Below are 21092 nucleotides of genomic sequence, written 5' to 3'. Positions count from 1 at the left end.
GGGTTGCAGGGGTCCGGCTTTACGGAAAATTAGCGCCGCCGGCGCATGCTGCCCTCCTGTGATCCTTCAACCCTGGACTTCCCCGACGAGGGTCCATGATCACGAGCGCCGCATCCTCTCCGCGGGCGTCGTCCGCTTCGACGGTTTGGCTGAGGCCGATCCGGTCGATGCCGTGCGGCTGCGCGGATGCCTGCGCCCACGTCCTGAAGAGCGGTACCTCCTCAAGCGTCTCTCCGTCGTCGTCATCCGGCGTGAACGGTCAATCGAAGGACGGCGAGAAGCGCGACGCCTCCGGCCTGACCGAGGCCGAGCGGGACCAGGTCAAGGAGCTGAAGAAGCGCGATACCGAGGTGCGCAACCACGAGCGCGCCCATCAGGCTGCCGGCGGCCAGTATGCCGGTTCTCCTTCCTACACCTATCAGACCGGCCCGGACGGCAGGCGCTACGCGATCGGCGGAGAAGTGTCGATCGACATCAGCCCGGAACGTGACCCCGCGGCCACCATCGCCAAGATGGAGCGGGTCAGGAGCGCCGCGACCGCGCCGGCCGAACCCTCGCCCCAGGATTACAAGGTGGCGGCGGCGGCCGACAAGGCGCGCATGGAGGCCCAGCGCGAACTGAACGCCCAGAGTTTGGAAAAGCTGCGGGGCGGCGGCGAGGCGGAGGAGGGCCGATCCCCCGACGGGGAGGCGCGATCCTCCGGCGATGGCCGGGTTCAGGCGGGACCGGCGGAACCGGGACGCGAGCGGAACGAGCGGCAGGACGGACAGCAGGCCGGACAGCAGGATGATTTCCCGGAGTGGAACGGCGGCCTCGTGGCCTCCGCCGCCCGCGCGTATCGCGACGCATCCGCCCTGGGATGGGCGGCCGGCGGCCTAGTCGGGATCAGCGCATGACGCCTGTGACTTGGCACCCCTTCGGGTGTTAAGGGAGTTCCGCTACCCGCCTCACACCGACCCGGACCTCCCGCACGTGACCCTGTTCGTTCTTGCCGTTTTCACCGTCACTTACGCGGGCATGGCGTTGGGGCGGTTCCCCGGCCTGCGGATCGACCGCACCGGCATCGCTCTGGTGGCCGCCATCCTGATGCTCGCGGGCGGGGCGCTGGACAGCGGCCAGGTCGCGGGGGCGGTCGATTTCCCGACGCTGTTCATCCTGTTCGGACTGATGATCCTGTCGGCGCAATTCGCGTCCGCCGGCTTCTACGACTGGTGCGCGCTTCGCATCGCGCGGGCCGGCCGGTCGCCCCAGGCCCTCCTGGCGGTCACCGTGGCGGTCGGCGGCGGGCTGTCGGCCGTGCTGGCGAACGACGTGGTGGTGTTCGCCATGACCCCGATGCTGTGCGCGGGGCTGAGGGGGCGGGGCCTCGATCCGCGCCCCTACCTGATCGCCCTGGCCGGCGCCGCCAACGCGGGCTCGGCCGCCACCCTGATCGGCAACCCGCAGAACATCGTGATTGGGCAGGTCGGCGGGCTGGACTTCTGGCGGTTCCTGGCGGCCTGCGGCGTGCCGGCGCTGGTCGCGCTGGCCTGCGTGTTCGTTACCGTGTCCCTGGTCTGGCGCGGGCGCCTGACCGATCCGGGCAAAGCCGCCTTCGCCGACCTGCCGGAACCGGACCTCGACCGCTGGCAGTTGGGCAAGGCGCTCGCCGCGACCGCCGCGCTGATGGTCATGTTCGCGACGCCGATCCCGCACGAGGTCGGCGTCCTGCTGATCGCCGGAATGCTGCTGATCAGCCGCAGCCTGGAGAGCCGGCGCATGGTCGGCATGGTGGACTGGCCGCTGCTGGTCCTGTTCGCCTGCCTGTTCGCGATCAACTCCGCCCTGGAGCGCACCGGCCTGCCGGCCGAGGCCGTGGCCGCGCTGACGTCGGCCGGGCTGCTGCCGGACCGCCTGGCCGTGCTCGCCCCCCTGTCCGTCGTCGCCAGCAACACCATCGGCAACGTGCCCGCGGTGGTCCTGCTGCTGGCGGTCTGGCCCCAGCCGCCGGAAGGTGCCATGTACGGCCTGGCCCTGCTGTCCACCCTGGCGGGGAACCTGCTGATCCTGGGCAGCCTCGCCAACATCATCGTGGTCGAGCGGGCGCGCGCCGCGGGGGTGCGGCTGGGTTTTCTGGAGCATGCCCGGTGCGGCATACCTATGACCGCATTTTCACTCGGCTTTGCGTGTGTGTGGTTGTGGGCAACAGGACTGATGCCGTTGAAGTGAACGGAATGTTCCGTAAAACTCCGGAAACTTATATTGTGCACCTGCGAGATGAAGATGAACCGATCGGTCCAGAAGTGTTGAGGTGGCCGGGCGGATTTTCACCGATTACTTAAATTGCCATCTACCCGGACGACTTAATGCTGACACGACAGCGAATTTTTCAACAAAACCCTTTCGACGTTGAGGGAATTGCGCTATGGTCACTCCAATGATGCGGGAACAAGAAAAGCAATAAACGAACCTGCACGACAAAGGCACGCTGAGGGAGGGCGTTGCCGAAACAAAGAACGATCCTGCCCGGTTCAAGGGCGGGACGGCTAGGTTGAGGAAAGCACTGCACCGGTTCCGCTCCCGTTTGAGCGAGCGGCTGAGGTTGGCGTCGAGCCGGCTTTGGATACCAACTTGGCCACACCGGGGGCGCCGCCCCCGTCATGAGAAGGTTCCGTGGCGCAAGGCGCTGGAACAGGCCAGGTGCCAAGAAAAATACGAGGGTTAGAACGATCTGACGGCGGGCTCATGGCCCGCCGTTTTCTCTTTGTGCGCGCCTTTCCGGGGGCGGCACCCATGCCGTCACTCCGATGCGTCGCGATAGGCCTCGAACATGGCTTCTATCGTCTCGCGGCTGACATCGCGGGTGATGAAGACGATTCGCGAGCGGTGGTCGTCGGATGGCCAAGCCTCCAGGCGTACGGGCGGATGGAACACGTGCTGAACACCGTGGACGACGACGGGCGTGTCGGACTCCCGCACGTTCAGGATGCCTTTGATGCGCAGCAGGTCGGGACCGCGCAGCGTGATCAGTGTCTCGATCCAGGTGGCGAACCCTTCCCAGGCCAGCGGCTCCTCGACCGTCATGCAGAAGGCGCTGATATGGTCGTCATGCCGGTTCCGGTCGTGGCCGTGATGATCGTGCCCGTGGCCGTGATGATCGTGATCCCCGTGCCCATGATCCCCATGCCCATGATCCCCGTGCCCATGATCCCCATGCCCGTGGTCGTCGCCATAGGCCTCGGCCCGCAGCCAGCGCTCCACGTCCGGGCTCTTGGTCGTCGGGTTGTAGAGTCCGGCGTCGAACAGCCCGGCCGGGTCGATCTCGCCCTGGACGGCGCGCATCAGGGGAGCCGCCGGGTTCAGCCCGGCCAGCCGCCGTTCCAGGCCGGCCAGCGCCTCGGGGGCGGCGATGTCGGTCTTGGTCAGCACGATGCGGTCGGCGACGGCCGCCTGCTTGACGCTCTCCTGGTGGCGGTCCAACTGGTCGGCGCCGTTGACGGCATCCACCGTGGTGATCACGCCGTCCAGGCGGAAGCGCGCCGCGATCAGCGGGTCATTCATCAGGGTGTGGAGCACCGGCGCGGGATCGGCGAGGCCGGTGGTCTCGATCACGACGCGGTCGAATTCGGGGATCTCGCCGCGCACCCGCTTCAGGAACAGGTCGCGCATGGTGTCGATCAGGTCGCCGCGCACGGTGCAGCATAGGCAGCCGCTGTTCAGCAGCACCGTGTTCTCCGAGCTTTCGGCGACCAGCAGATGGTCCAGCCCGATCTCGCCGAATTCGTTGATGATCACCGCCGTGTTCGCCATGCCGGGATGGCGGACCAGGCGGGAGAGCAGCGTCGTCTTGCCGCTGCCCAGGAAGCCGGTGAGGACGGAGACGGGCAGGCGGGTCGGGTTGGCGGCGAGGACAGTGGTCACGTTTCGGCTTTCTGAGGGGATGACGTCAGTGAATTCTGGCAGGCGGGGCAGAGCCCGCGCACCTCGACCGTCGGCCGGTCGATCTGGAAACCTCGGGACCGGGCGCTTTCGGCGATGGCGGCGCTGACGCCCTGGTCGTTCAGTTCGATCGCGTTGCCGCAGTCCCTGCAGACCAGGAACTGGCCGGCATGCGCATGGTCCGGGTCGGGACAGCCGATATAGGCGTTCAGGCTCTCCAGCCGGTGGACCAGCCCGTGCTCGACCAGGAAATCGAGCGCGCGGTAGACGGTCAGCGGCGCCACCCGGCGGCCGTCCACCTGCATGTCCTCCAGGATCGCGTAGGCGCCCCGGGGACGGTGGCCGCTCCAGACCAGTTCCAGGACCTGGCGCCGGATGGGGGTGAGCCTGGCCCCGCGCGACGCGCACAGCGCCTCCGCGCGCGCCAGGGCGCCGGATACGCAGTGCTTGTGGTCGTGCGCGGCCAAAGGCAGGGCCGAGGGCCGGGCCGGAGGTGTGGTGATCGCCATGGCGGCTCCCGGAAGATCGTCGGTCGGCATGTTATCATATAACGATCCGGGGCCGGAAGTTAATGGGCCGGCCGAGACGGGCCGCCATGCCGCATGTCCCTGGCGCAAACCCGACTGCGGCTCTCCGCCGATGGCGATCCCCCGGTGATCATCTATCCGTGGTGGTCTCGTGTAGGTCGGCCTCGGCCGAAGGCCGGCTTGCAGCGCCTCGCACCCTTCACTGATTATGACGATCCCGACGAACCTCCAGGCACCGCCGCCGGGAGCAGCGATTGCGGCACCGGGCTCCGCATGTACTGGTTTTCGCCCGCCACCTCAGCGGAGCCACGCGGAGGGGCGGCGTCCCGCCGCCCGCGGTGCGCGGGACGCGCACCCTCCACATCTTGCATCTAACGCGAATTCGCACTAATGTTCATGTATTGTTCCCATCCGGCCAAGGCGCCCCAGCCATGCTCGACCATCAGCCCCCGACACGAGCCGCCTCCGCCCCGCCCGTGATCGTGCTGACGCCCCGCCAGGAAGCCTTCTGCCAAGCCGTGGCCGGCGGCGTCGGCAGGGCGGAGGCGGCGCGGCGGGCGGGCTACTCGCCCAAGGGCGCGAAGCAGCGCGGGGCCGTCCTGATGAGCCAGCCGGAGATCCAGGTCCGCGTGGCCCAGCTCCGCGCCGGCCGGCTTGCCAGCCACCAAGCGGACCTGGAGGAGGCGGCCGCCCTGGTCCGGACGATCATGGAGGAGGCCCTGGAGCGCAAGAGCCTCGGGCTGAGCCTGCGCGCGGTCGAGCTGTGGCTGAAGCTGCGCGGCGTGGTCCAGGACAAGCGCATCCCGCACCACTTCCTCGGCGACAAGCCCCACCCCGACGCCGACCTGGAAAACCTGAACTGCGACCCGGACGACGAACCCGCCCCGACCGCTCCGGCGAAGCCTGCGGCCCGGCACCCCGCGACGCGGAATAGTGACCTTTCGGCCCTCCGGACAGTGACCTCTCCCGTCAAGCCCGCTCCCGCCAAGCCGGTCCCTGCGCGGAATAGTGACCTTTCGGCCCCGCCGATAGTGACCTCCCCGGCGACCGCCGCCCTGTTCGGCTCCACCTCCCTGTCCGCGCCGGTGCCGCCCTTCCGGGTGCCGGCCGCCGCCGGACGGTGAGACCGCGGACGGCCGGGGCCGGGGGACGCGGACGAAAACGGGCGGCCGAAGCCGCCCGTTTCCGCATTGCTCATGAGAACCGTTCAGACGCCGATGACGCCGCCGTCCTCCTTGGTGACGACCACCACCGACGGGCGGGGCGGCATGCCGTCCTTGAAGTCGGGCCAGCGGGTCGCCGGATCCTCGAAGCTGGACGCCTTGCCGAATTCCGGCCAGTCCTTGGTGTTGTCGGTCGCCGGGTGCTGCACCGCCAGGAACAGGGTCTTGTCGTCCGGCGTGAACACCGGGCCGCACATCTCGGCGCCGACCGGCACGCGGAAGAACAGCTTGCTGGTGCCGCGCAAGTCGCCCTCGGTCTCCATCGCCCAGACGCCGTCGGTCGTCTTGGTGCCCTTGTAGCTGTTGCCGTCGGTGGCGACCCACAGCCGGCCCTGGTTGTCCACCGCGCAGTTGTCCGGCATGCCGAACCAGCCGTCGGGGGAGGTCGCGGGGTTGAAGGTGGCGCCGACCGCCGCCACGCTGGGGTCGCCGCACTTCACCAGGATGTCCCAGGCGAAGGTGGTCGAGGCGTGGTCGCCGTCGGTCGGGGTCATCTCCACGATGTGGCCGAAGGCGTTCTCGGCGCGGGGATTGGCGGAATTGACCTGGTCCGCCTTGCGCCGGGTGTTGTTGGTCAGCATCACGTAGACCTTGCCGGTCACCTTGTTGGGCTCGACGTCCTCCGGCCGGTCCATCTTGGTGGCGCCGAGGACGTCGCCGGCCTTGCGCGCCTGGATGACCACGTCGGCCTGGCTGTTGAAGCCGTTCTCCGCGGTCAGCTTGCCCTGGCCGTGGACCAGCGGCAGCCACTCGCCCTTGCCGTCCTCGCCGTACTTGGCGACGTACAGGGTGCCCTTGTCGAGCAGGTCCATGTTCGCGGCGCGGTCGTTCGGGTTGAACTTGCCCTCGGTCACGAACTTGTAGACATAGTCGAACCGCTCGTCGTCGCCCATGTAGAAGACGACCCGGCCGTCCTTGTTGACCACGCTCTCCGCGCCCTCGTGCTTGAAACGGCCCAGCGCCGTGCGCTTCTTCGGCACCGAGGTCGGGTCGAGCGGATCGATCTCCACCATCCAGCCGAACCGGTTGGCCTCGTTCGGCTCCTTCGACACGTCGAAGCGGTCGTGGTAGGCGGCCCAGTTGTACCAGTTGCCCGGCACGCCGAGCCGCTTGTAGTTCTCCGCCTCCGGATGGCTGTCGGCCAGCTCGCCGCCGAAGTTGCCGTTGAAGTTCTCTTCCGCCGACACGTAGGTGCCCCAGGGCGTGATGCCGCCGGCGCAGTTGTTGATCATGCCGATCACGCTGGTGCCGGTCGGGTCGGCCTTGGTCTTCATGCGGTCATGGCCGGCGGCCGGGCCGGTGATCCGCATCACCGTGTCGGACGCGGTGATCCGGCGGTTGTATTTGCTGTCGGCCACCACGGCCCATTTGCCGTCGGTCTTCCTGACCTCGATCACGGTGCCGCCGTGGGCCGCCATCTCGATCTCGGCCAGTTCCTTGGTCATGGCCGTGAACTTGGCCTCCTGCTGCTCCACGCCGACGCCGGGGAACATGACTTCCTCGTCCGTGTATTCGTGGTTGATGCAGAGCAGGCCGTGGTCCGGATTGTTCGAGCCGTAGGGCAGGCCGATATAGCCGACATAGTCGTTGTTGTAGCCGAACTGCATCTTCTGCGCGGCCGCGGTCTGCTTCATCGGGTCGAAGGCCGGAGCGCCGGGCAGCACGGGGTCGCCCCAGCGGATCAGGATATCGGCCTTGTAGCCCTTGGCGACATGGTGGGTGCGGTCGACGCCGCGGCTCACCTCGTCGAAGCTGAAGCTGGCCTTGCTGCCGTTGCCGGCGGCGGCCTTGGCCTTCTCGGCCGTGGCGAGCGCCAGCGGGCCGAAGGTGGCGGTGATGGCGGCGACGGCGAGCGAGCCGCGCAGCATGTCGCGGCGGCCGAAGCGCTTGGCGATGATGTCACCGAGGGTCGGTCCCTCGGAGGGATTGCGGCCGATGTCCTCGGACGCCTCGAAGGCTTCCGCCTTGCACGAAAACTGGGAAATGTCGCGGCTGTCCATGGTTCTCTCCCACCTGCTCCGATCCGTGATCCGCCCCGTATTCCGGGGTGTGTTGCCGCGGACCATAGACCGGCGCCATGACACTTCGGTGACCGTTCCATGACCCGATCATTAAATCAAAATCCGAATTATCCCTTTGAAAAACCGGGAAATCATCCATCGGGACCGCGCCCGGCGGTGGACTGCGCCGCGCCTCACGCTAGTTCAGTCACACGTGTTGACGGATACGATCAAACAGCGTTGAGGCTCGGTACCAATGGCAGCACCCATCATCATCTTCGGCGCCAACGGCGGCATCGGCGAGGCCCTGGCGCGGCGGCTCGCGGCCGGCGGCGCGGAACTGTTCCTGACCGGCCGCTCGGCCGACAAGGTCGGCGCGCTGGCGGACGAGCTGAAGGCCCGCCACGCCCGATGCGACGTGCTCGATCCCGCCCAGGTCGAGGCCGCGGTGGCGGAAGCGGACCAGGGCGAGGGTATCGCCGGCATCGCCTACTGCGTCGGCTCGATCGACATCAGGCCGCTCAAGGCGACGAAGCATGACGATTTCATCCAGACCTACAAGCTCAACGTGCTGGGCGCGGTGGACGCGGTCCGCGCGGCCGAGAAGGGACTGAAGGCGGCCAAGGGGGCGGTGGTGCTGTTCTCCACCGTCGCCGTCCAGCAGGGCTTCGCCAACCACACGCTGATCGCGACCGCCAAAGGCGCGGTCGAGGGGCTGGGCCGCTCCCTGGCGGCGGAACTGGCGCCCCACGTCAGGGTCAACGTGGTGGCGCCGAGCCTGACGCGCACCCCGCTCGCCCATGGCCTGACCTCGAACGAGCAGATGACCCAGAGCATCGCCGGGCTGCATGCGCTGGGCCGCATCGGCGAGCCGGACGACATCGCCGCCACGGCGGCCTTCCTGCTCGGCAAGGACAGCGGCTGGATCACCGGGCAGGTATTCGGCGTGGACGGCGGGCGGAGCAGCCTGCGCACCAAGGGCTGAGGACAGGATGGGGCGCGGCTCGGACCGTGCCCCGGGAGCCTCCGGTCACGCGGGGCTTGACTTCGCACTTGCGAAAGAGCAACTATCGTAATCGAACAAACGTACCGTCCGATCGCGCGAAGCGGCCTTGCCGCTGCATCGGGTGGGCCAGCATCAGCACAAAGGGCGACCCGGCAGCGCGCGGGGCAGGCCCCGAAAGATCCCTTCATAGTGACGTCTTTCAGCGAACTCGGCTTGAGCGAGCCGATCCTGCGCGCCATCAGCGCCGAGAACTACAGCACCCCCACTCCGATCCAGGCGCAGGCCGTGCCGCACCTGATCCAGGGCCGCGACCTGCTGGGCGTCGCCCAGACCGGCACCGGCAAGACCGCGGCCTTCGCGCTGCCGATCCTCCATCGCCTGTCGGAGAACCGCACCCGGCCCCAGCCGCAGGGCGCCCGCGCCCTGGTGCTGACGCCGACCCGCGAGCTGGCCATCCAGATCGGCGAGAGCTTCGCGACCTACGGCCGCCACCTGCCGCTCACCCGCACCGTCATCTTCGGCGGCGTCGGCCAGAACCCGCAGGTCCAGAACATGTCGCGCGGCATCGACATCCTGGTCGCCACGCCGGGCCGCCTGCTCGACCTGATCGGGCAAGGCTTCATCAAGCTCGACCGGCTCGAGGTGTTCGTTCTGGACGAGGCCGACCGCATGCTCGACATGGGCTTCATCCATGACGTCCGACGCGTGCTGAAGGTCCTGCCGGCCAAGCGCCATTCGCTGTTCTTCTCCGCCACCATGCCGCCGGAGATCGCCAAGCTGGCCGACAAGATCCTGACCGACCCGATCCGGGTCGAGGTGACGCCGGTCTCCAGCACCGCGGAGCGGATCGAGCAGCACGTCATGTTCGTCGAGAAGGCGGACAAGCGGCCCCTGCTGGGCGAAGTGCTCAAGCGGCCCGACATCGGGCGCGCCCTGGTCTTCACCCGGACCAAGCACGGCGCCAACCGGGTCGTCGAGCAGCTCGGCCAGATCGCGGTCCGGGCCGAGGCGATCCACGGCAACAAGTCGCAGACCGCGCGCCAGCGGGCGCTGGAGAATTTTCGCTCCGGCGAGATCCGGGTGCTGGTCGCCACCGACATCGCCGCCCGCGGCATCGATATCGACGGCATCACCCACGTGATCAACTACGACCTGCCGAACGTCCCTGAAAGCTACGTCCACCGCATCGGCCGGACGGCCCGGGCGGGGACCAGCGGCATCGCCATCTCGTTCTGCGACAGCGAGGAGCGGGCCTACCTCAAGGACATCGAGAAGCTGATCAAGGTCCGCATCCCGGTGGTCGAGGATCATCCCTGGCATTCCCTCGGCGGCGTCGTCCAGGCCGATCCCGACGCGCGGCCCCCGCTCCAGGACCGGCGCCCGCAGCGCCACGGCAGGCCTCCCCAGGGCCGGCAGGACCAGCCGCGCCAGGGACAGGCCCGTCCGGCCCAGCCCCAGCAGGGCAGGCCGCCCCAGGGCAACCCGTCTCGCCGTCGGTCCGGGCGCTGATCTCCCCGCGGGGGCTACATACCAGCTGTTGAATAACAGGCGTCGAAATCCCATATCTTGTGCATTCCCGTCCAAGATGTGTGAGGATTTCGACGCATGATCGACTTGATGAGTCTGGCTATTCTGGTTGGGGCCGGCCTCATAGCGATCAGTGTCCTCACCAGCTTGATCTCTTTCCGCGTCGGGGCGCCGCTTCTTCTGGTGTTCCTCGGCGTCGGGCTGCTTGCCGGCGAGGACGGCATCGGCGGCATCGACTTCGACAACGCGGGGCTCGCCTATTTCGTCGGCTCCATCGCGCTGGCGATCATCCTGTTCGACAGCGGGTTCGAGACCCGCTGGCAGACCGTCAAGGCGGCGGCTTGGCCGTCCCTGACGCTCGCCACGGTCGGCGTCGTGCTGACCACCGGGCTGGTAGGCGGGGTCGCGCATTTCGCCTTCGGCATGCCGCCGCTGGAAAGCCTGCTGATCGGCGCGATCGTCAGCTCGACCGACGCGGCGGCGGTCTTCTTCCTGCTGAGGGTCGGCGGCATCAACATCCGCGAGCGGGTGCGGTCCGTCCTGGAGATCGAGTCCGGCAGCAACGATCCCATGGCGATCTTCCTGACCATTACGCTGGTCGAGCTGATCGTCGGCGGAGTCTCGGCCGACGGCATGTCATGGGACCTCGCCCGCTCCTTCGTCCTGCAGATGGGCGTCGGCGTCCTGGGCGGCCTCGCCGGCGGGTGGCTGATCGTCCAGGCGGTCAACCGGATAGATCTCGAGCAGGGCCTCTACCCGATCATCGTCGTCAGCTTGGCCCTGTGCCTGTTCGGCGGCGTGTCGATGCTGGGCGGCAGCGGCTTCCTCGCCGTCTACGTCGCCGGTATGTTCGCCGGGAACAGCCGGCTCAACGGGGCTCGGTCGCTGCGGCGTTTCCAGAGCGGCCTGACCTGGTTGTGCCAGATCACCATGTTCCTGATGCTGGGGCTTCTCGCCACGCCGTCGGAATTCCTCGACATCGCGCCGCAGGCGATCGCGCTGGCCCTGTTCCTGACCCTGGTCGGGCGTCCCCTGGCGATCTGGCTGTGCCTGATGCCGTTCGGGTTCACCCGGAGCGAGACCGCCTTCATCGCCTGGGTCGGGCTGCGCGGCGCCGTCTCGATCCTGCTGGCGATCCTGCCGCTGATCGCCGGGTTCCCGGACGGGCAGATCTTCTTCAACACCGCCTTCATCATCGTCCTGGTCTCGCTCCTGGTCCAGGGATGGACGATCAAGCCGATGGCGCGCCGGCTCGGCCTCATCGTGCCGCCGCGCATCGGCCCGGTGGACAGGGTGGAGCTGGAACTGCCGGGCGGCGCCAGCCACGAGCTGGTGGCCTACCGGACGGTGGCGGGCAGCCCGGTGACGCTGGGCGAGCGGATCCCCCGCTGGGCCCGCCCGTCGCTGATCGTCCGCAACGGCCAGTCCATGCGCCTGCACAAGGCCGGCCGGGTCGAGACGGGCGACCTCGTGCTGATCTTCACCTCGCCCGACCGGCTTCCGCTGCTGGACCGGCTGTTCGCCAGCCCGACGGAGCTGAAGGTCAAGGACCGGGAATTCTACGGCGACTTCACCCTCGCGCCGGACGCGGCCATCGGCAAGCTCGCGGAGACCTACGGGTTCGCGCCACCGCCGCAGGATGCCGGACTGACCGTGTGCGACGTCCTCAAGCGGGAGTTCAAGGGACGGGTCGAGACGGGGGACCGCCTCGCCTACGGTCCCCTCGAACTGATCGTCCGCGCCGCCGCGGACGACAAGATCGACGAGATCGGACTGGCGCTGGAGCCGTCGCGGTCCGGCCGGCCGGGGTTGTTCCGCCGCTCCGGCCGGGCCTGAGCGGCCTTCAGGCCCGGCGGCGGCGCAGCAGGCCCAGGCCCAGCAGGCCGCCGGCGAGCAGCACGAGCGTCGCCGGCTCGGGCACCTCGGTCGGGTCGCCGCCGGAACCGCCCACGTCCCAGTCGGACAGGGCGGCCAGGGCATAGTTCCCGAGGATGCGGTGCGCGGCGGCGCTGGGATGCACGCTGTCCCAGAACAGGTACTGGTCGGGATCGGCGCACACGGTCCCGGGCTGGCCGATCGCGCCGCTGAAGCACGGCGTCGTCACGTCGGTCAGCCCATACCCTGCCGGGTTGGAAGCGACGTCGTTGAACAGGCTGCGGACGTCCAGCGAAACCAGCTCGACCGGAAAGCTCGCTTCGATGTCGGCCAGGACCGACGTCAGCGCGGCGTTGAACGCGGCCGACAGGGTGGTGGCCCGCTCCTGTATCGCGGGGCCGCCCGCGATCGACTCCGGCGTCATGGCGAGATCGCTGAGGTTGGGCACCATGATGTAGCGGGCGCCCGCCAGGGCGAGGTTCGTCAAGGACTGGCCGACATTGGCGGTGGCAGCGGCCGCCAGCGTCTCGGCCGGAAGGGTGCCGGCCAGCTCGTTCCGGACGTCGTTGCCGCCGCCATAGACGATGTATAGGGCGTCCGGGTCCGCGCCGGTCGGCGGGAGCCGCGACAGGAAGCCCAGAGTCTGCAGGGTCACGCCGGGTATCGGAACCCCTGCGACCGACGCGGTCCCGCCGGTCGTGGCGCCGCCGACGGCATAGTTGTTCCCGCCCAGGAGCGACGGCCGCGACTCGGTGCCGTAGGCGGCGGCGACGATGTCGGTCCAGACGGGGCCGTTCGAGAACCGCCCCGGCGCATAGGGCGGCGAGATCGGCAGCAGGCCGAGGGTCGCGGCGGTGACGTTGCCGGTGTCGCTCAGGCTGTCGCCGAACGTGTAGACCGACCTTGCCGGAGCCGCCCCGGCCGGACCGGCGCTCGCCAGGATGCCGGCCGAGACGCCGATCCCCACGAGCATCGCCAAGCCCCTCGGCGCCGACGGCGAGTGAGCGAACCACCAAAGCATTGTCGCCTCCAGCGAAGTTCTGCAACTTTTGGTAAAGAGCTTTTCGGCGTGCTTGTAAACGAACGGGGAAACCGGTGCAATGGCGCGTTCGGTCGGCCCATCACTCCCCGGGCTGGCTCGCCTCCTCGCCTTTCCGCCGCCCGTTCCATTGGCGGTAGAATCGATAGGCGAACAGGAGGACGAGGCCGGCGATGACGGCGGTGCTGATGGGGCTGATATAGGCTTCCACCGCCTGCCACTGGCCGCGCAGGATATAGCCGCAGGCCGCGAGCGCGCCGGTCCAGGCCACGGTCCCGATCGTGGAATAGAGCAGGAAGGGGATCATGGGCATGCCGCTGATGCCCGCGGGAACGGATATCAGGGTCCGCACGCCGGGAACGAGGCGTCCGATCAGGACCGCCACCCCTCCGTGGCGCTCGAACCATCCCGTCGCACGGTCGATGTCCTCCGGCGACACCGTGATCCAGCGCCCGTACCGCTCCGCGAAGTGGCGCATCCGCTTGGCGCCGTATTTCTTGCCGGCATAGTACCAGGGCAGGGCGCCGGCGACCGAACCGACGACGCCTGCCACGATGACCCCGACCAGCGACAGGGGCCCCTCGGCCGCGGTGAAACCGGCGAGCGGCATCACGACTTCCGACGGGATCGGCGGAAAGATGTTCTCCAGGAACATCAGGAACGCGATGCCGGCATAGCCGAGCGAATTCATCAGACCGGTGATCCAGTCAATCATGTCAATCCAACCTTCAGCCTTCGTCGACCTTGCATCACGAGGTCGCAGTAAGAACCGCGAACCGCTTGATCCGTTGCAGGCCGTTCATCCGCGGTCGCCGCCGCTTCGCTTCAACGCGCGTCGCGCGCGCCGCTCCGCCCTGCGGGCCTGCCGCCGCTGGCGGCGCTGCCACAGGCGGAAATAGAAGCGGCTCCTGGCGGCCTCAAGGGCGTGGAGCAGGTCCCCCGGCCGGGGAATCACGGGAATGCGAGGGCCGGCGGTCGGAGTCGCCGGTTCGAGCGCGAGCCCCACGGTGAGCAGCCTGCCCTCGTCCATGTCCCGGGCGATCAACTCGACCGAGCCCATGCGCAGCCGGTCGCCGACCTCGACCGAGTCGCGGAACTCCTGCCGGAACAGGTCGGCCAGGGTCAGCTTGGCGTTGCGCACGGAGAGGGGCAGGCCGTAAAGCTCCGCCAGGGCTCCCACCGTGATGTCGGCCTTCAGGCTCAGGTCGCCGAAGAACTGCCGGTCGTCCTCCGCCAGCTCGCGCGTCTCGCCGAACAGCCGGTCGAGCAGGGCCACGCGCGACGGCGCGGTGAACAGATAGACCAGGTCGCCGGCCTGGAGGTGGCGGACGGTATGGACCGTCTGGACCTGACCGTCCCGGATGATCAGCGATGGCCGCGCCCAGCGGGGCAGGCGGTGCCCGGTCACCACCGGGCTGTGCTCGCGGATCGTATAGGCGACCAGTTCGTAGTCGGCCTGTCCGGGCAGTTCCAGCTCCACCCTGTCGACCGGCCCGATTCGCGGCGGCACGATCAGTTTCAGCCAATGCGCGAGCGGCCTGATCGTCCAGCCTTGGACCAGCAGCGACATCAGCACGATCAGGAAGGCGATGTTGAAGTAGGTCTGGCCGTCGGGCAGCCCGAACAGCGTCGGCACGATGGCGAGCAGGATCGACACCGCGCCGCGCAGCCCGACCCAGGCGATGAAGGTGGTCTCGTTGGCGGTGAAGCGGAACGGCGCCAGGCACAGCCAGACCGCCAGCGGCCGGGCGACCAGGATCAGCACCAGCGCCAGCAGCGCGGCGGGCGCCAGCAGTTCCGGAAACTGCGACGGCGTCGCCAGCAGGCCCAGCATGACGAACATCACGATCTGGCTCAGCCAGGTCAGGCCGTTGTGGAACCGGCGCAGGCTCTGCGCGCCGCGCAGCTTGGCGTTTCCGGCGATCAGCCCCGCGACATAGACCGCCAGGAAGCCGCTTCCCCCGAGGGTTCCGGCGACCGCGAAGATGAACAGAGCGAGGGACAGGGACACGACCGGGTACAGTCCCTGCTCCAGGCGGATGCGATTGATCGCCAGGATCAGCAGCCATCCGCCGGCAAGGCCGAACAGGACGCCGCCGCCGATCTGGGTGGCGAACATCAGGAGCAGGTCCCAAGGCGATTCGGCCCCGCCGGCCGCGATGAGTTCGACGAGGGCGATGGTCAGGAAGATCGACATGGGATCGTTGGTCCCCGATTCGATCTCCAGGGTGGACCGGACACGGTCGCGGAGCGTGATCCCGCCGACCCTCAACAGGAAGAAGACCGCCGCCGCGTCGGTCGAGCTGACGATCGCGCCGACCAGCAACGCCTCCTGCCAGGGAAGCCCCAGGGCGTAACGGGCCGCGGTTCCGACAAGGGCCGTGGTCGCGACGACTCCCGCCGTCGCCAGCGTCAGCGCCGGCCAGGCCGCCGCCCTGTAGCTGGAGAAGCGCGTGTCGAATCCGCTTTCGAACAGGATGATCGCCAGCGCCACGCTGCCGATCAGGAAGGCGGCAGGCGTATTGTCGAAATCGATGCCGCCGATCCCGTCCTCCCCCGCGGCGAGACCGACGCCAAGGAAGATCAGGAGCAGCGGGGCGCCGATGCGGAAGGAAATCAGGCTCGTGAAGATGCTGACCAGCAGGAGGGCCGCGGCGACGAGAATGATTAGGTTGATCGATTCCATGGAAATATCCCGGCGCGACTTCAGATTGTGGCTGGACTGCCCTTGGGCGACGCTTGGTGAAGCAGGGCGGCATTTCCGGATGTACGGTCCAGGTTAGACTTTCACCTTTGGCTACGCATGCGCACGGCGCCAGCATCCCCTTTGATACACCGGAGCCGACCAGGACAAAAACAGGTTCCATGCGCCTTCAGCAGCCACAATAGATCCGAAGTCACAAATCAAAAGTATTAGTAATAGGCGGTATGGGTGATGTTACTGATCCAACACATATGTGCCCAAAGCTCACACTGTGAAGCAGAAAGGACTTCAGCTGGATCAGCATTGAGGTATCTATACGGCCAAGACGACAGCGGGGACGACAAGATCGTGGCTGCGTCGGTTGAATGAATACTCGATAGGGGTAGCTTAAATGAAAAAGATCCTTTTGGGGACCACCGCGATCGCCGCCGCCGCTCTGTATGCGCAGGCTGCACAGGCGCAGATCACCGTGTCCTTGGGCGGTTACACCGAGTTCTTCGGCGCCTACTACGATGACGACGTTCCGGGCCGCACCAGCCGTGAATTCCAGCTCGAGACCGAGATCGTCGTGCGCGCCGACGGCAAGGCCGACAATGGCCTGCTCTACGGTGCCAAGGTCGAGCTGCAGAACTCCTCGGGTGCCAACGCCGGCATCGTGACGGACGAGGCCTCGGTCTACCTCGGCGGCACCTGGGGCCGTATCGAGTTGGGTGACTTCGACGGCGCCGCCGACACGCTCGCCATCTACGCCCCGCTGATCGGCATCGAGCAGCTCGACGGCGACGCCTACGACTTCCTGGACGTCAGCTCCGGCGGCCTCCGCTTCGGCGCCCAGCCCTTCTTCGGCACCATCAAGGCTCCGGACTCGGGTGACTCGACCAAGGTCATGTACCTGACCCCGCGGTTCGCCGGCGTGCAGGCCGGTGTCAGCTATGCCACCCAGAACGGCAACGAGGGCCAGTCGGTCGTCGGTCTGAAGGCCAACACCGCTTCCTATAAGGACTTCTGGGAGTTCGGCGCCAACTACACCGGCAACTTCGCGGGCTTCTCGGTCGCCGTCGGCGCCACCGCCACCACCGGCAGCGGCGAAGATGCCGCCGCTATCACGCTGGAAGACTTCTTCGCTTGGCAGGCCGGTGCGCAGGTCGGCTACGCCGGCTTCAAGTTCGGCGGCGGCTATGTCGATGGTGACGATTTCGGCGCTGCCTCCGGCACCACCGCGGGCGATGCCAAGGCATGGCACCTGGGTGCCAGCTACACCGCCGGTCCGTTCGCCGTCGGCATCAGCTACGCCGACGCCGAGGGCGCGAAGGGCGGCTTCACCACCTACACGCCGGACTACAAGACCTACGGCGGCGGTGTTGCCTACACCCTGGCTCCGGGCTTCATCGTCCAGGCCGACCTGATGTTCGTCGATGAGGACGTCCGCGCCGCGACCCCGACGGGTGTCGCCGCCGGCCCCACGGTCAGCAACGAAGGCTACGTCGCGGTGCTGAGCACCCGCCTGAACTTCTGATCGAAGTGCGGACCCGGGCAACCGGGTCCGATCGGACAGGGAAAGGGGCAGCGGATCATCCGCTGCCCTTTTCTTGTTTTCGGAGCAGCCTGTCTGACTCAGCTCACGATCCGCCACGACCCGTCGGGTTGCTGGCAGGCCGTCCCGTTGGCCCGCTCGGCGCGCCCGCCGATATAGACGGTATGCTGGTATTCGCGGCAGGTCTGGCCGGCCTGGTCCTGATAGGTCCGGGTCGGTTCGATGGTGCCGCGGCGGTCGCTGTCGGCACTGGACCACTGGATCGGTTCGTTCCGGGTGATCGCGGTCTCCTCGGCCTGGATCGCGGTCTGGCGGTCGTTGCCCTGGAGATGGCGGCTCAACTGCTGCCCGGCCAGGGCTCCGGCGAGCGTGCCGACCGCGGTCGCCGCCAGCTGTCCGGTGCCCCCGCCGATCTGGGAGCCGAGCAGCGCGCCGCCGGCCGCGCCGCCCAGGGTACCCACGGTATCGCCGGTATTCATGCCTTCGCAGGCACCTAGACCGAGCGACAGGGTGGCGAATGCGGCGATGGTCGCTTTGCGGTAGGTCATGGGGTCCTCCTATCTGACGGGCGTTCTGGCCCGTGCAACGGCGACGCCCTCCGAAGGTTCCGGACCCGATGACGCATCCTCGGCCGGTAATCCCGTGCCGCGGAATGGATACGGCGCGTTCCTGTTGTTGCGTCATGCCGGCCGCCGCGGCGGCCGGCCAAATCGTGACAGGAGAAACAGCATGACACGCATGGCCATCGCCGCATTGGGCCTCGCCCTATTCACCGCCACCGCTTGCCAGAACCTGGCCGGCCAGGGGAGCAACACCCAGCCGGACGGCCGGTCCACCACGTCGGGCGGCGCGGCGCTGGGACCCCAGGGCGGCAGCGGGCCCGCAACCGGCATCCCCCGGACCGGCAACACCGACGCCGGAGCGCCCCGCACCGGCAGCAGCGATACCGACGCGGCCACCGGCGACATGATCCGGCCGGGGCCGATCCCCGGCGAGAACATGCTGAACTAGGGCCGTTCGGCGTCCTCAGGCGACGGCCTGCTCCAGCGCTTCGAGCACGTGCAGGCCGATCATGGTCTCCTCGCTGGTCCGCACGACCAGCACCCTGGCCGCCGAATCGGCGGTGGAGATCACCTGGGCATTGCCCTCGTTGGCATCGGCATCAAGGGAAATGCCGAGCCATTCCATGCCCTCGCACACCCGCCGCCGGACCATCGCCGAGTTCTCGCCGATGCCGGCGGTGAACACCAGGGCGTCGAGCCCGCCGATCGAGGCCGCCAGGGCGCCGAGCTGACGGCGTATGGCGTGGACGAAGTAGTCGATCGCCCGGGCCGCTCTCGGATCCTCGCTGCGCTCCAGGTCGCGCATGTCTGGGCTGATGCCGGACAGGCCCTTCAGCCCCGACTCGTGGTAGAGCAGGCGAGTGACTTCCGGCACAGTCATGCCGGCCGTGCCGATCAGATGGAGCAGCACGCCGGGATCGATCTGGCCGCTGCGGGTTCCCATCGCCAGGCCGTCGAGCGCCGTGAACCCCATGGTGCTCTCCACGCTCCTGCCGCCGCGGATCGCGCACATGCTGGCGCCGTTGCCGAGGTGGGCCACGACGATCCGGCCCGAGGCGACGTCCGGGGCGACCTCCGTCAGGCGGCGCGCGACATACTCGTAGGAGAGGCCGTGGAAGCCGTAGCGCCGGATTCCCTGGTCGAAATATTTCAGGGGGATCGCGAACGCCTCGGCGGCGAAGTCGTGGCCGCGGTGGAAGGAGGTATCGAAGCACGCGACCTGGAGGACGCCGGGATAGCGGGCCTCGACCGCGTCGATCGGGGCCAAGTTGTGCGGCTGGTGCAGGGGAGCCAGCGGCACCAGTTCCCGGAGCTTCGCCCGGACGCCGGGGGTGATGACCACGGGACCGGAGAAGTCGGGGCCGCCGTGGACCACCCGGTGACCGACGGCAAGCACCCGGGCATCGCCGAGGAACCCGTCGAGCCATTCGCTGATCACGTGCAGCGCCGCGTCATGGTCCGTCGGGCCGGAGCCGTCCTCCCAGCGGGTCTCGGCCAGCACCGTGCCGTCCGCGTCCTTCGCGACGAAATGGACATGCGTGCCGATGCCTTCGATCTGGCCGACCGCCAGCATGCGGACGGAACCCGGGCCGGCCGGCGCCTCCACCGAGAACTTGATGCTGCTCGATCCGGCGTTCAGGACGAGGATGGAGTCGATCATTGCTGCCCTCCCTGCATGCCGCCGAGGTCGAGGATGGCCTTGCCGGTCCTGGCGTAAGCCTGATGGAGCTGCGCCAGCGCGCAGGAGGCGAGGCGGGACTTCTCGTCGTCGGCCCGGCTGGTCAGGATGATCGGCACGCGGGCGCCGAGCACCAGCCCCGCCGCATCGGCATGCGCGATGAAGGTGAGTTCCTTGGCCAGCATGTTGCCGGCTTCCAGGTTGGGAACGATCAGCACGTCGGCGCGCCCGGCTACGAGCGACGCGATGCCCTTGGTCCGGGCGGCTTCCAGATCGACCGCGTTGTCCATCGCGAGCGGGCCGTCGACGATGCCGCCCTTGATCTGTCCGCGCTCGGCCATCTTGGACAGGATGGCCGCGTCGAGCGTCGACGGGATCTTGGGGGTGACGGTCTCGACCGCGGACAGGATGCCGACGCGGGGCTGGCTGATGCCGAGCGCCAGGGCCATGTTGATCGCGTTCTGCACGATGTCGACCTTGGTCTCCAGGCTCGGCAAGATGTTGATCGCGGCGTCGCTGACCAGCAGCAGATGGTCCATGCCGGGCACGTCCATGACGAACACGTGGCTGATCCGGTGGGCCGTCCTCAAGCCGGTGCCGGACTTGGTGACCTCGTGCAGCAGCTCGTCGGAATGGAGGTTGCCCTTCATGATCGCGCCGGCCTTGCCCTGGTGGACCAGTTCGACCGCGTGGGCCGCCGCGGCCTCCGACTGCGGGATCTCGACGATGGGGAATCGGGAGATGTCGCCGCCCATCTCCTGCGCGACGGCCCGGATCCGGTCGGCCGGCCCGATCAGGATCGGCTCGATCAGCCGGGCATCGGCCGCCAGCAGCACGCCGCCCAGGGAACTCCGGTCGGTCGGGAACACGACCGCCGTCTCCAGCGGCGGGAGCGCCTCGCAGGCGCTGATCATCCGGGTGAACTTCTCGTGCCGCTCGATCATCAGCTTGGGCAGGTCCGCGTCGGGCGTGTCGATGTGCTCGGTCGGGGCGAGGACGTCGGCGACGCCCTCGGCGACCAGGACGCCGCCCTGGTTGACCAGCTTGCAGTCGAGGATCACGATGCCGGGTTCGCGCTTCTCGGTCACCGTGACGGTGATCGAGAGCTCGTCGCCGACATGCACCCGCTCGTGGAAGGAAAGCGTCTGACCCCGGTAGCGCGTCCCGGCGCCCGGCAGGGAGTTGCCGAGCACGGCCGAGATCTGGGATCCGACCCACATGCTGGGGGCGATCGTGTCGGGATCGACGATGCCGTTCCGGTCCTTGTCTCGCGGAAGCGTCAGCGGATTGAGGTTGCCGGAAGCATGAGCGAAGACCACCAGATCGTTCGCCGTGCAGATCCTGCGGATCGTCGCCGTGTCGCCGACTGAGATCTCGTTGAAAGTCCGGTTTCTTGCCATGGGTTCCCTGGAATCACGTCGGCTGCCGAAGCAGCCGTGAGTTGAGGCGGCCGAACCCGGGGTCGGGGCGATGGCGCCGCGCCGTTGGCGGACCCCGT

At 68.2% G+C, this 21092-nt stretch carries 17 protein-coding genes; 8 read left to right on the top strand and 9 right to left on the bottom strand.

Translation table 11 applies throughout. The annotated features are described in order from the left end of the window. Nucleotides 1-251 precede the first annotated feature (251 nt). Nucleotides 252-896, top strand: a complete 645-nt coding sequence (locus tag IGS68_RS16405; RefSeq protein ID WP_247880919.1) for a putative metalloprotease CJM1_0395 family protein — start codon at nucleotides 252-254, stop codon at nucleotides 894-896. Between the two features lie 76 nt (nucleotides 897-972). Further along, nucleotides 973-2208 (top strand): ArsB/NhaD family transporter, encoded by a 1236-nt coding sequence (locus IGS68_RS16400; RefSeq protein ID WP_201071236.1) that lies wholly within the window; start codon nucleotides 973-975, stop codon nucleotides 2206-2208. Between the two features lie 570 nt (nucleotides 2209-2778). On the opposite strand, the gene IGS68_RS16395 is transcribed toward IGS68_RS16400, so the two are convergent. Together IGS68_RS16395 and IGS68_RS16390 are read right to left on the bottom strand one after the other, a co-directional pair. Next, a complete protein-coding gene (locus tag IGS68_RS16395) occupies nucleotides 2779-3900 on the bottom strand; it encodes a CobW family GTP-binding protein (protein ID WP_247880917.1) in 1122 nt (373 codons plus the stop codon). Next, the gene (locus IGS68_RS16390) at nucleotides 3897-4427 is read right to left on the bottom strand and encodes a Fur family transcriptional regulator (RefSeq protein WP_201081395.1); all 531 of its coding nucleotides are present in this window, start codon (nucleotides 4425-4427) and stop codon (nucleotides 3897-3899) included. The genes IGS68_RS16395 and IGS68_RS16390 overlap by 4 nt, the downstream gene beginning before the upstream one ends. Before the next feature lie 449 nt (nucleotides 4428-4876). On the opposite strand from IGS68_RS16390, the gene IGS68_RS16385 reads away from it, so the two are divergent. Next, the gene (locus IGS68_RS16385) at nucleotides 4877-5569 is read left to right on the top strand and encodes a terminase small subunit (RefSeq protein ID WP_201071234.1); all 693 of its coding nucleotides are present in this window, start codon (nucleotides 4877-4879) and stop codon (nucleotides 5567-5569) included. A gap of 83 nt (nucleotides 5570-5652) precedes the next feature. Here the strand turns inward: IGS68_RS16385 and IGS68_RS16380 are convergent, their stop codons facing one another. Continuing rightward, entirely contained in the window at nucleotides 5653-7668 is a 2016-nt protein-coding gene (locus IGS68_RS16380) for a PhoX family protein (protein ID WP_201071232.1), read from the bottom strand. A gap of 256 nt (nucleotides 7669-7924) precedes the next feature. Here IGS68_RS16380 and IGS68_RS16375 point away from each other — a divergent pair, with 256 nt between their 5' ends. The 3 genes from IGS68_RS16375 (at nucleotide 7925) to IGS68_RS16365 (ending at nucleotide 12037) form a co-directional block, all read left to right on the top strand. Beyond that, the gene (locus tag IGS68_RS16375; RefSeq protein WP_201071229.1) at nucleotides 7925-8653 is read left to right on the top strand and encodes an SDR family NAD(P)-dependent oxidoreductase; all 729 of its coding nucleotides are present in this window, start codon (nucleotides 7925-7927) and stop codon (nucleotides 8651-8653) included. A gap of 234 nt (nucleotides 8654-8887) precedes the next feature. Further along, nucleotides 8888-10183: a DEAD/DEAH box helicase gene (locus IGS68_RS16370; RefSeq protein WP_247880916.1), complete on the top strand. Its 1296-nt coding sequence runs from the start codon at nucleotides 8888-8890 to the stop codon at nucleotides 10181-10183. Between the two features lie 96 nt (nucleotides 10184-10279). Beyond that, the gene (locus IGS68_RS16365; protein WP_247880913.1) at nucleotides 10280-12037 is read left to right on the top strand and encodes a potassium/proton antiporter; all 1758 of its coding nucleotides are present in this window, start codon (nucleotides 10280-10282) and stop codon (nucleotides 12035-12037) included. 7 nt (nucleotides 12038-12044) lie between these two features. On the opposite strand, the gene IGS68_RS35585 is transcribed toward IGS68_RS16365, so the two are convergent. The 3 genes from IGS68_RS35585 to IGS68_RS16350 form a co-directional block, all read right to left on the bottom strand. Then, nucleotides 12045-13049 (bottom strand): SGNH/GDSL hydrolase family protein, encoded by a 1005-nt coding sequence (locus IGS68_RS35585; RefSeq protein WP_247880911.1) that lies wholly within the window; start codon nucleotides 13047-13049, stop codon nucleotides 12045-12047. A 148-nt stretch (nucleotides 13050-13197) separates the two neighbouring features. Beyond that, the gene (locus IGS68_RS16355) at nucleotides 13198-13830 is read right to left on the bottom strand and encodes a DedA family protein (protein ID WP_201071223.1); all 633 of its coding nucleotides are present in this window, start codon (nucleotides 13828-13830) and stop codon (nucleotides 13198-13200) included. 84 nt (nucleotides 13831-13914) lie between these two features. Beyond that, nucleotides 13915-15801: a potassium/proton antiporter gene (locus IGS68_RS16350; RefSeq protein ID WP_201071220.1), complete on the bottom strand. Its 1887-nt coding sequence runs from the start codon at nucleotides 15799-15801 to the stop codon at nucleotides 13915-13917. Nucleotides 15802-16210: 409 nt separating this feature from the next. On the opposite strand from IGS68_RS16350, the gene IGS68_RS16345 reads away from it, so the two are divergent. Next, nucleotides 16211-17335, top strand: a complete 1125-nt coding sequence (locus IGS68_RS16345; protein WP_201071216.1) for a porin — start codon at nucleotides 16211-16213, stop codon at nucleotides 17333-17335. 98 nt (nucleotides 17336-17433) lie between these two features. On the opposite strand, the gene IGS68_RS16340 is transcribed toward IGS68_RS16345, so the two are convergent. Continuing rightward, nucleotides 17434-17901, bottom strand: a complete 468-nt coding sequence (locus IGS68_RS16340) for an RT0821/Lpp0805 family surface protein (RefSeq protein ID WP_201071213.1) — start codon at nucleotides 17899-17901, stop codon at nucleotides 17434-17436. Nucleotides 17902-18082: 181 nt separating this feature from the next. On the opposite strand from IGS68_RS16340, the gene IGS68_RS16335 reads away from it, so the two are divergent. Further along, nucleotides 18083-18364, top strand: coding sequence for a hypothetical protein (locus IGS68_RS16335; RefSeq protein WP_201071210.1), 282 nt, complete (start codon nucleotides 18083-18085; stop codon nucleotides 18362-18364). A gap of 15 nt (nucleotides 18365-18379) precedes the next feature. On the opposite strand, the gene IGS68_RS16330 is transcribed toward IGS68_RS16335, so the two are convergent. Both IGS68_RS16330 and IGS68_RS16325 read right to left on the bottom strand, forming a co-directional pair. Further along, complete coding sequence (locus IGS68_RS16330; RefSeq protein ID WP_201071208.1) at nucleotides 18380-19576, bottom strand: acetate/propionate family kinase; 1197 nt, start codon at nucleotides 19574-19576, stop codon at nucleotides 18380-18382. Beyond that, on the bottom strand, nucleotides 19573-20994 hold the full coding sequence (locus tag IGS68_RS16325; RefSeq protein ID WP_201071206.1) for a bifunctional enoyl-CoA hydratase/phosphate acetyltransferase: 1422 nt from the start codon (nucleotides 20992-20994) through the stop codon (nucleotides 19573-19575). Before IGS68_RS16325 ends, IGS68_RS16330 begins: the two co-directional genes overlap by 4 nt. Nucleotides 20995-21092 lie beyond the last annotated feature (98 nt).

The sequence above is a fragment of the Skermanella sp. TT6 genome (assembly GCF_016653635.2).
GTDB classification, from domain to species: Bacteria; Pseudomonadota; Alphaproteobacteria; order Azospirillales; family Azospirillaceae; genus Skermanella; species Skermanella cutis.
The sequence above is the reverse complement of the archived record's forward strand: the minus strand, read 5'-3'. Positions and strand labels throughout refer to the sequence as shown.

What these genes read in the sequence shown, in the direction of transcription:
- IGS68_RS16325 (WP_201071206.1), bottom strand. Translation starts at nt 20,994, where the DNA reads ATGGCAAGAAACCGGACTTTCAACGAGATCTCAGTCGGCGACACGGCG.
- IGS68_RS16330 (WP_201071208.1), bottom strand. Translation starts at nt 19,576, where the DNA reads ATGATCGACTCCATCCTCGTCCTGAACGCCGGATCGAGCAGCATCAAG.
- IGS68_RS16355 (WP_201071223.1), bottom strand. Translation starts at nt 13,830, where the DNA reads ATGATTGACTGGATCACCGGTCTGATGAATTCGCTCGGCTATGCCGGC.
- IGS68_RS16340 (WP_201071213.1), bottom strand. Translation starts at nt 17,901, where the DNA reads ATGACCTACCGCAAAGCGACCATCGCCGCATTCGCCACCCTGTCGCTC.
- IGS68_RS16335 (WP_201071210.1), top strand. Translation starts at nt 18,083, where the DNA reads ATGACACGCATGGCCATCGCCGCATTGGGCCTCGCCCTATTCACCGCC.
- IGS68_RS16350 (WP_201071220.1), bottom strand. Translation starts at nt 15,801, where the DNA reads ATGGAATCGATCAACCTAATCATTCTCGTCGCCGCGGCCCTCCTGCTG.
- IGS68_RS35585 (WP_247880911.1), bottom strand. Translation starts at nt 13,049, where the DNA reads ATGCTCGTGGGGATCGGCGTCTCGGCCGGCATCCTGGCGAGCGCCGGT.
- IGS68_RS16385 (WP_201071234.1), top strand. Translation starts at nt 4,877, where the DNA reads ATGCTCGACCATCAGCCCCCGACACGAGCCGCCTCCGCCCCGCCCGTG.
- IGS68_RS16345 (WP_201071216.1), top strand. Translation starts at nt 16,211, where the DNA reads ATGAAAAAGATCCTTTTGGGGACCACCGCGATCGCCGCCGCCGCTCTG.
- IGS68_RS16375 (WP_201071229.1), top strand. Translation starts at nt 7,925, where the DNA reads ATGGCAGCACCCATCATCATCTTCGGCGCCAACGGCGGCATCGGCGAG.
- IGS68_RS16380 (WP_201071232.1), bottom strand. Translation starts at nt 7,668, where the DNA reads ATGGACAGCCGCGACATTTCCCAGTTTTCGTGCAAGGCGGAAGCCTTC.
- IGS68_RS16390 (WP_201081395.1), bottom strand. Translation starts at nt 4,427, where the DNA reads ATGGCGATCACCACACCTCCGGCCCGGCCCTCGGCCCTGCCTTTGGCC.
- IGS68_RS16365 (WP_247880913.1), top strand. Translation starts at nt 10,280, where the DNA reads ATGATCGACTTGATGAGTCTGGCTATTCTGGTTGGGGCCGGCCTCATA.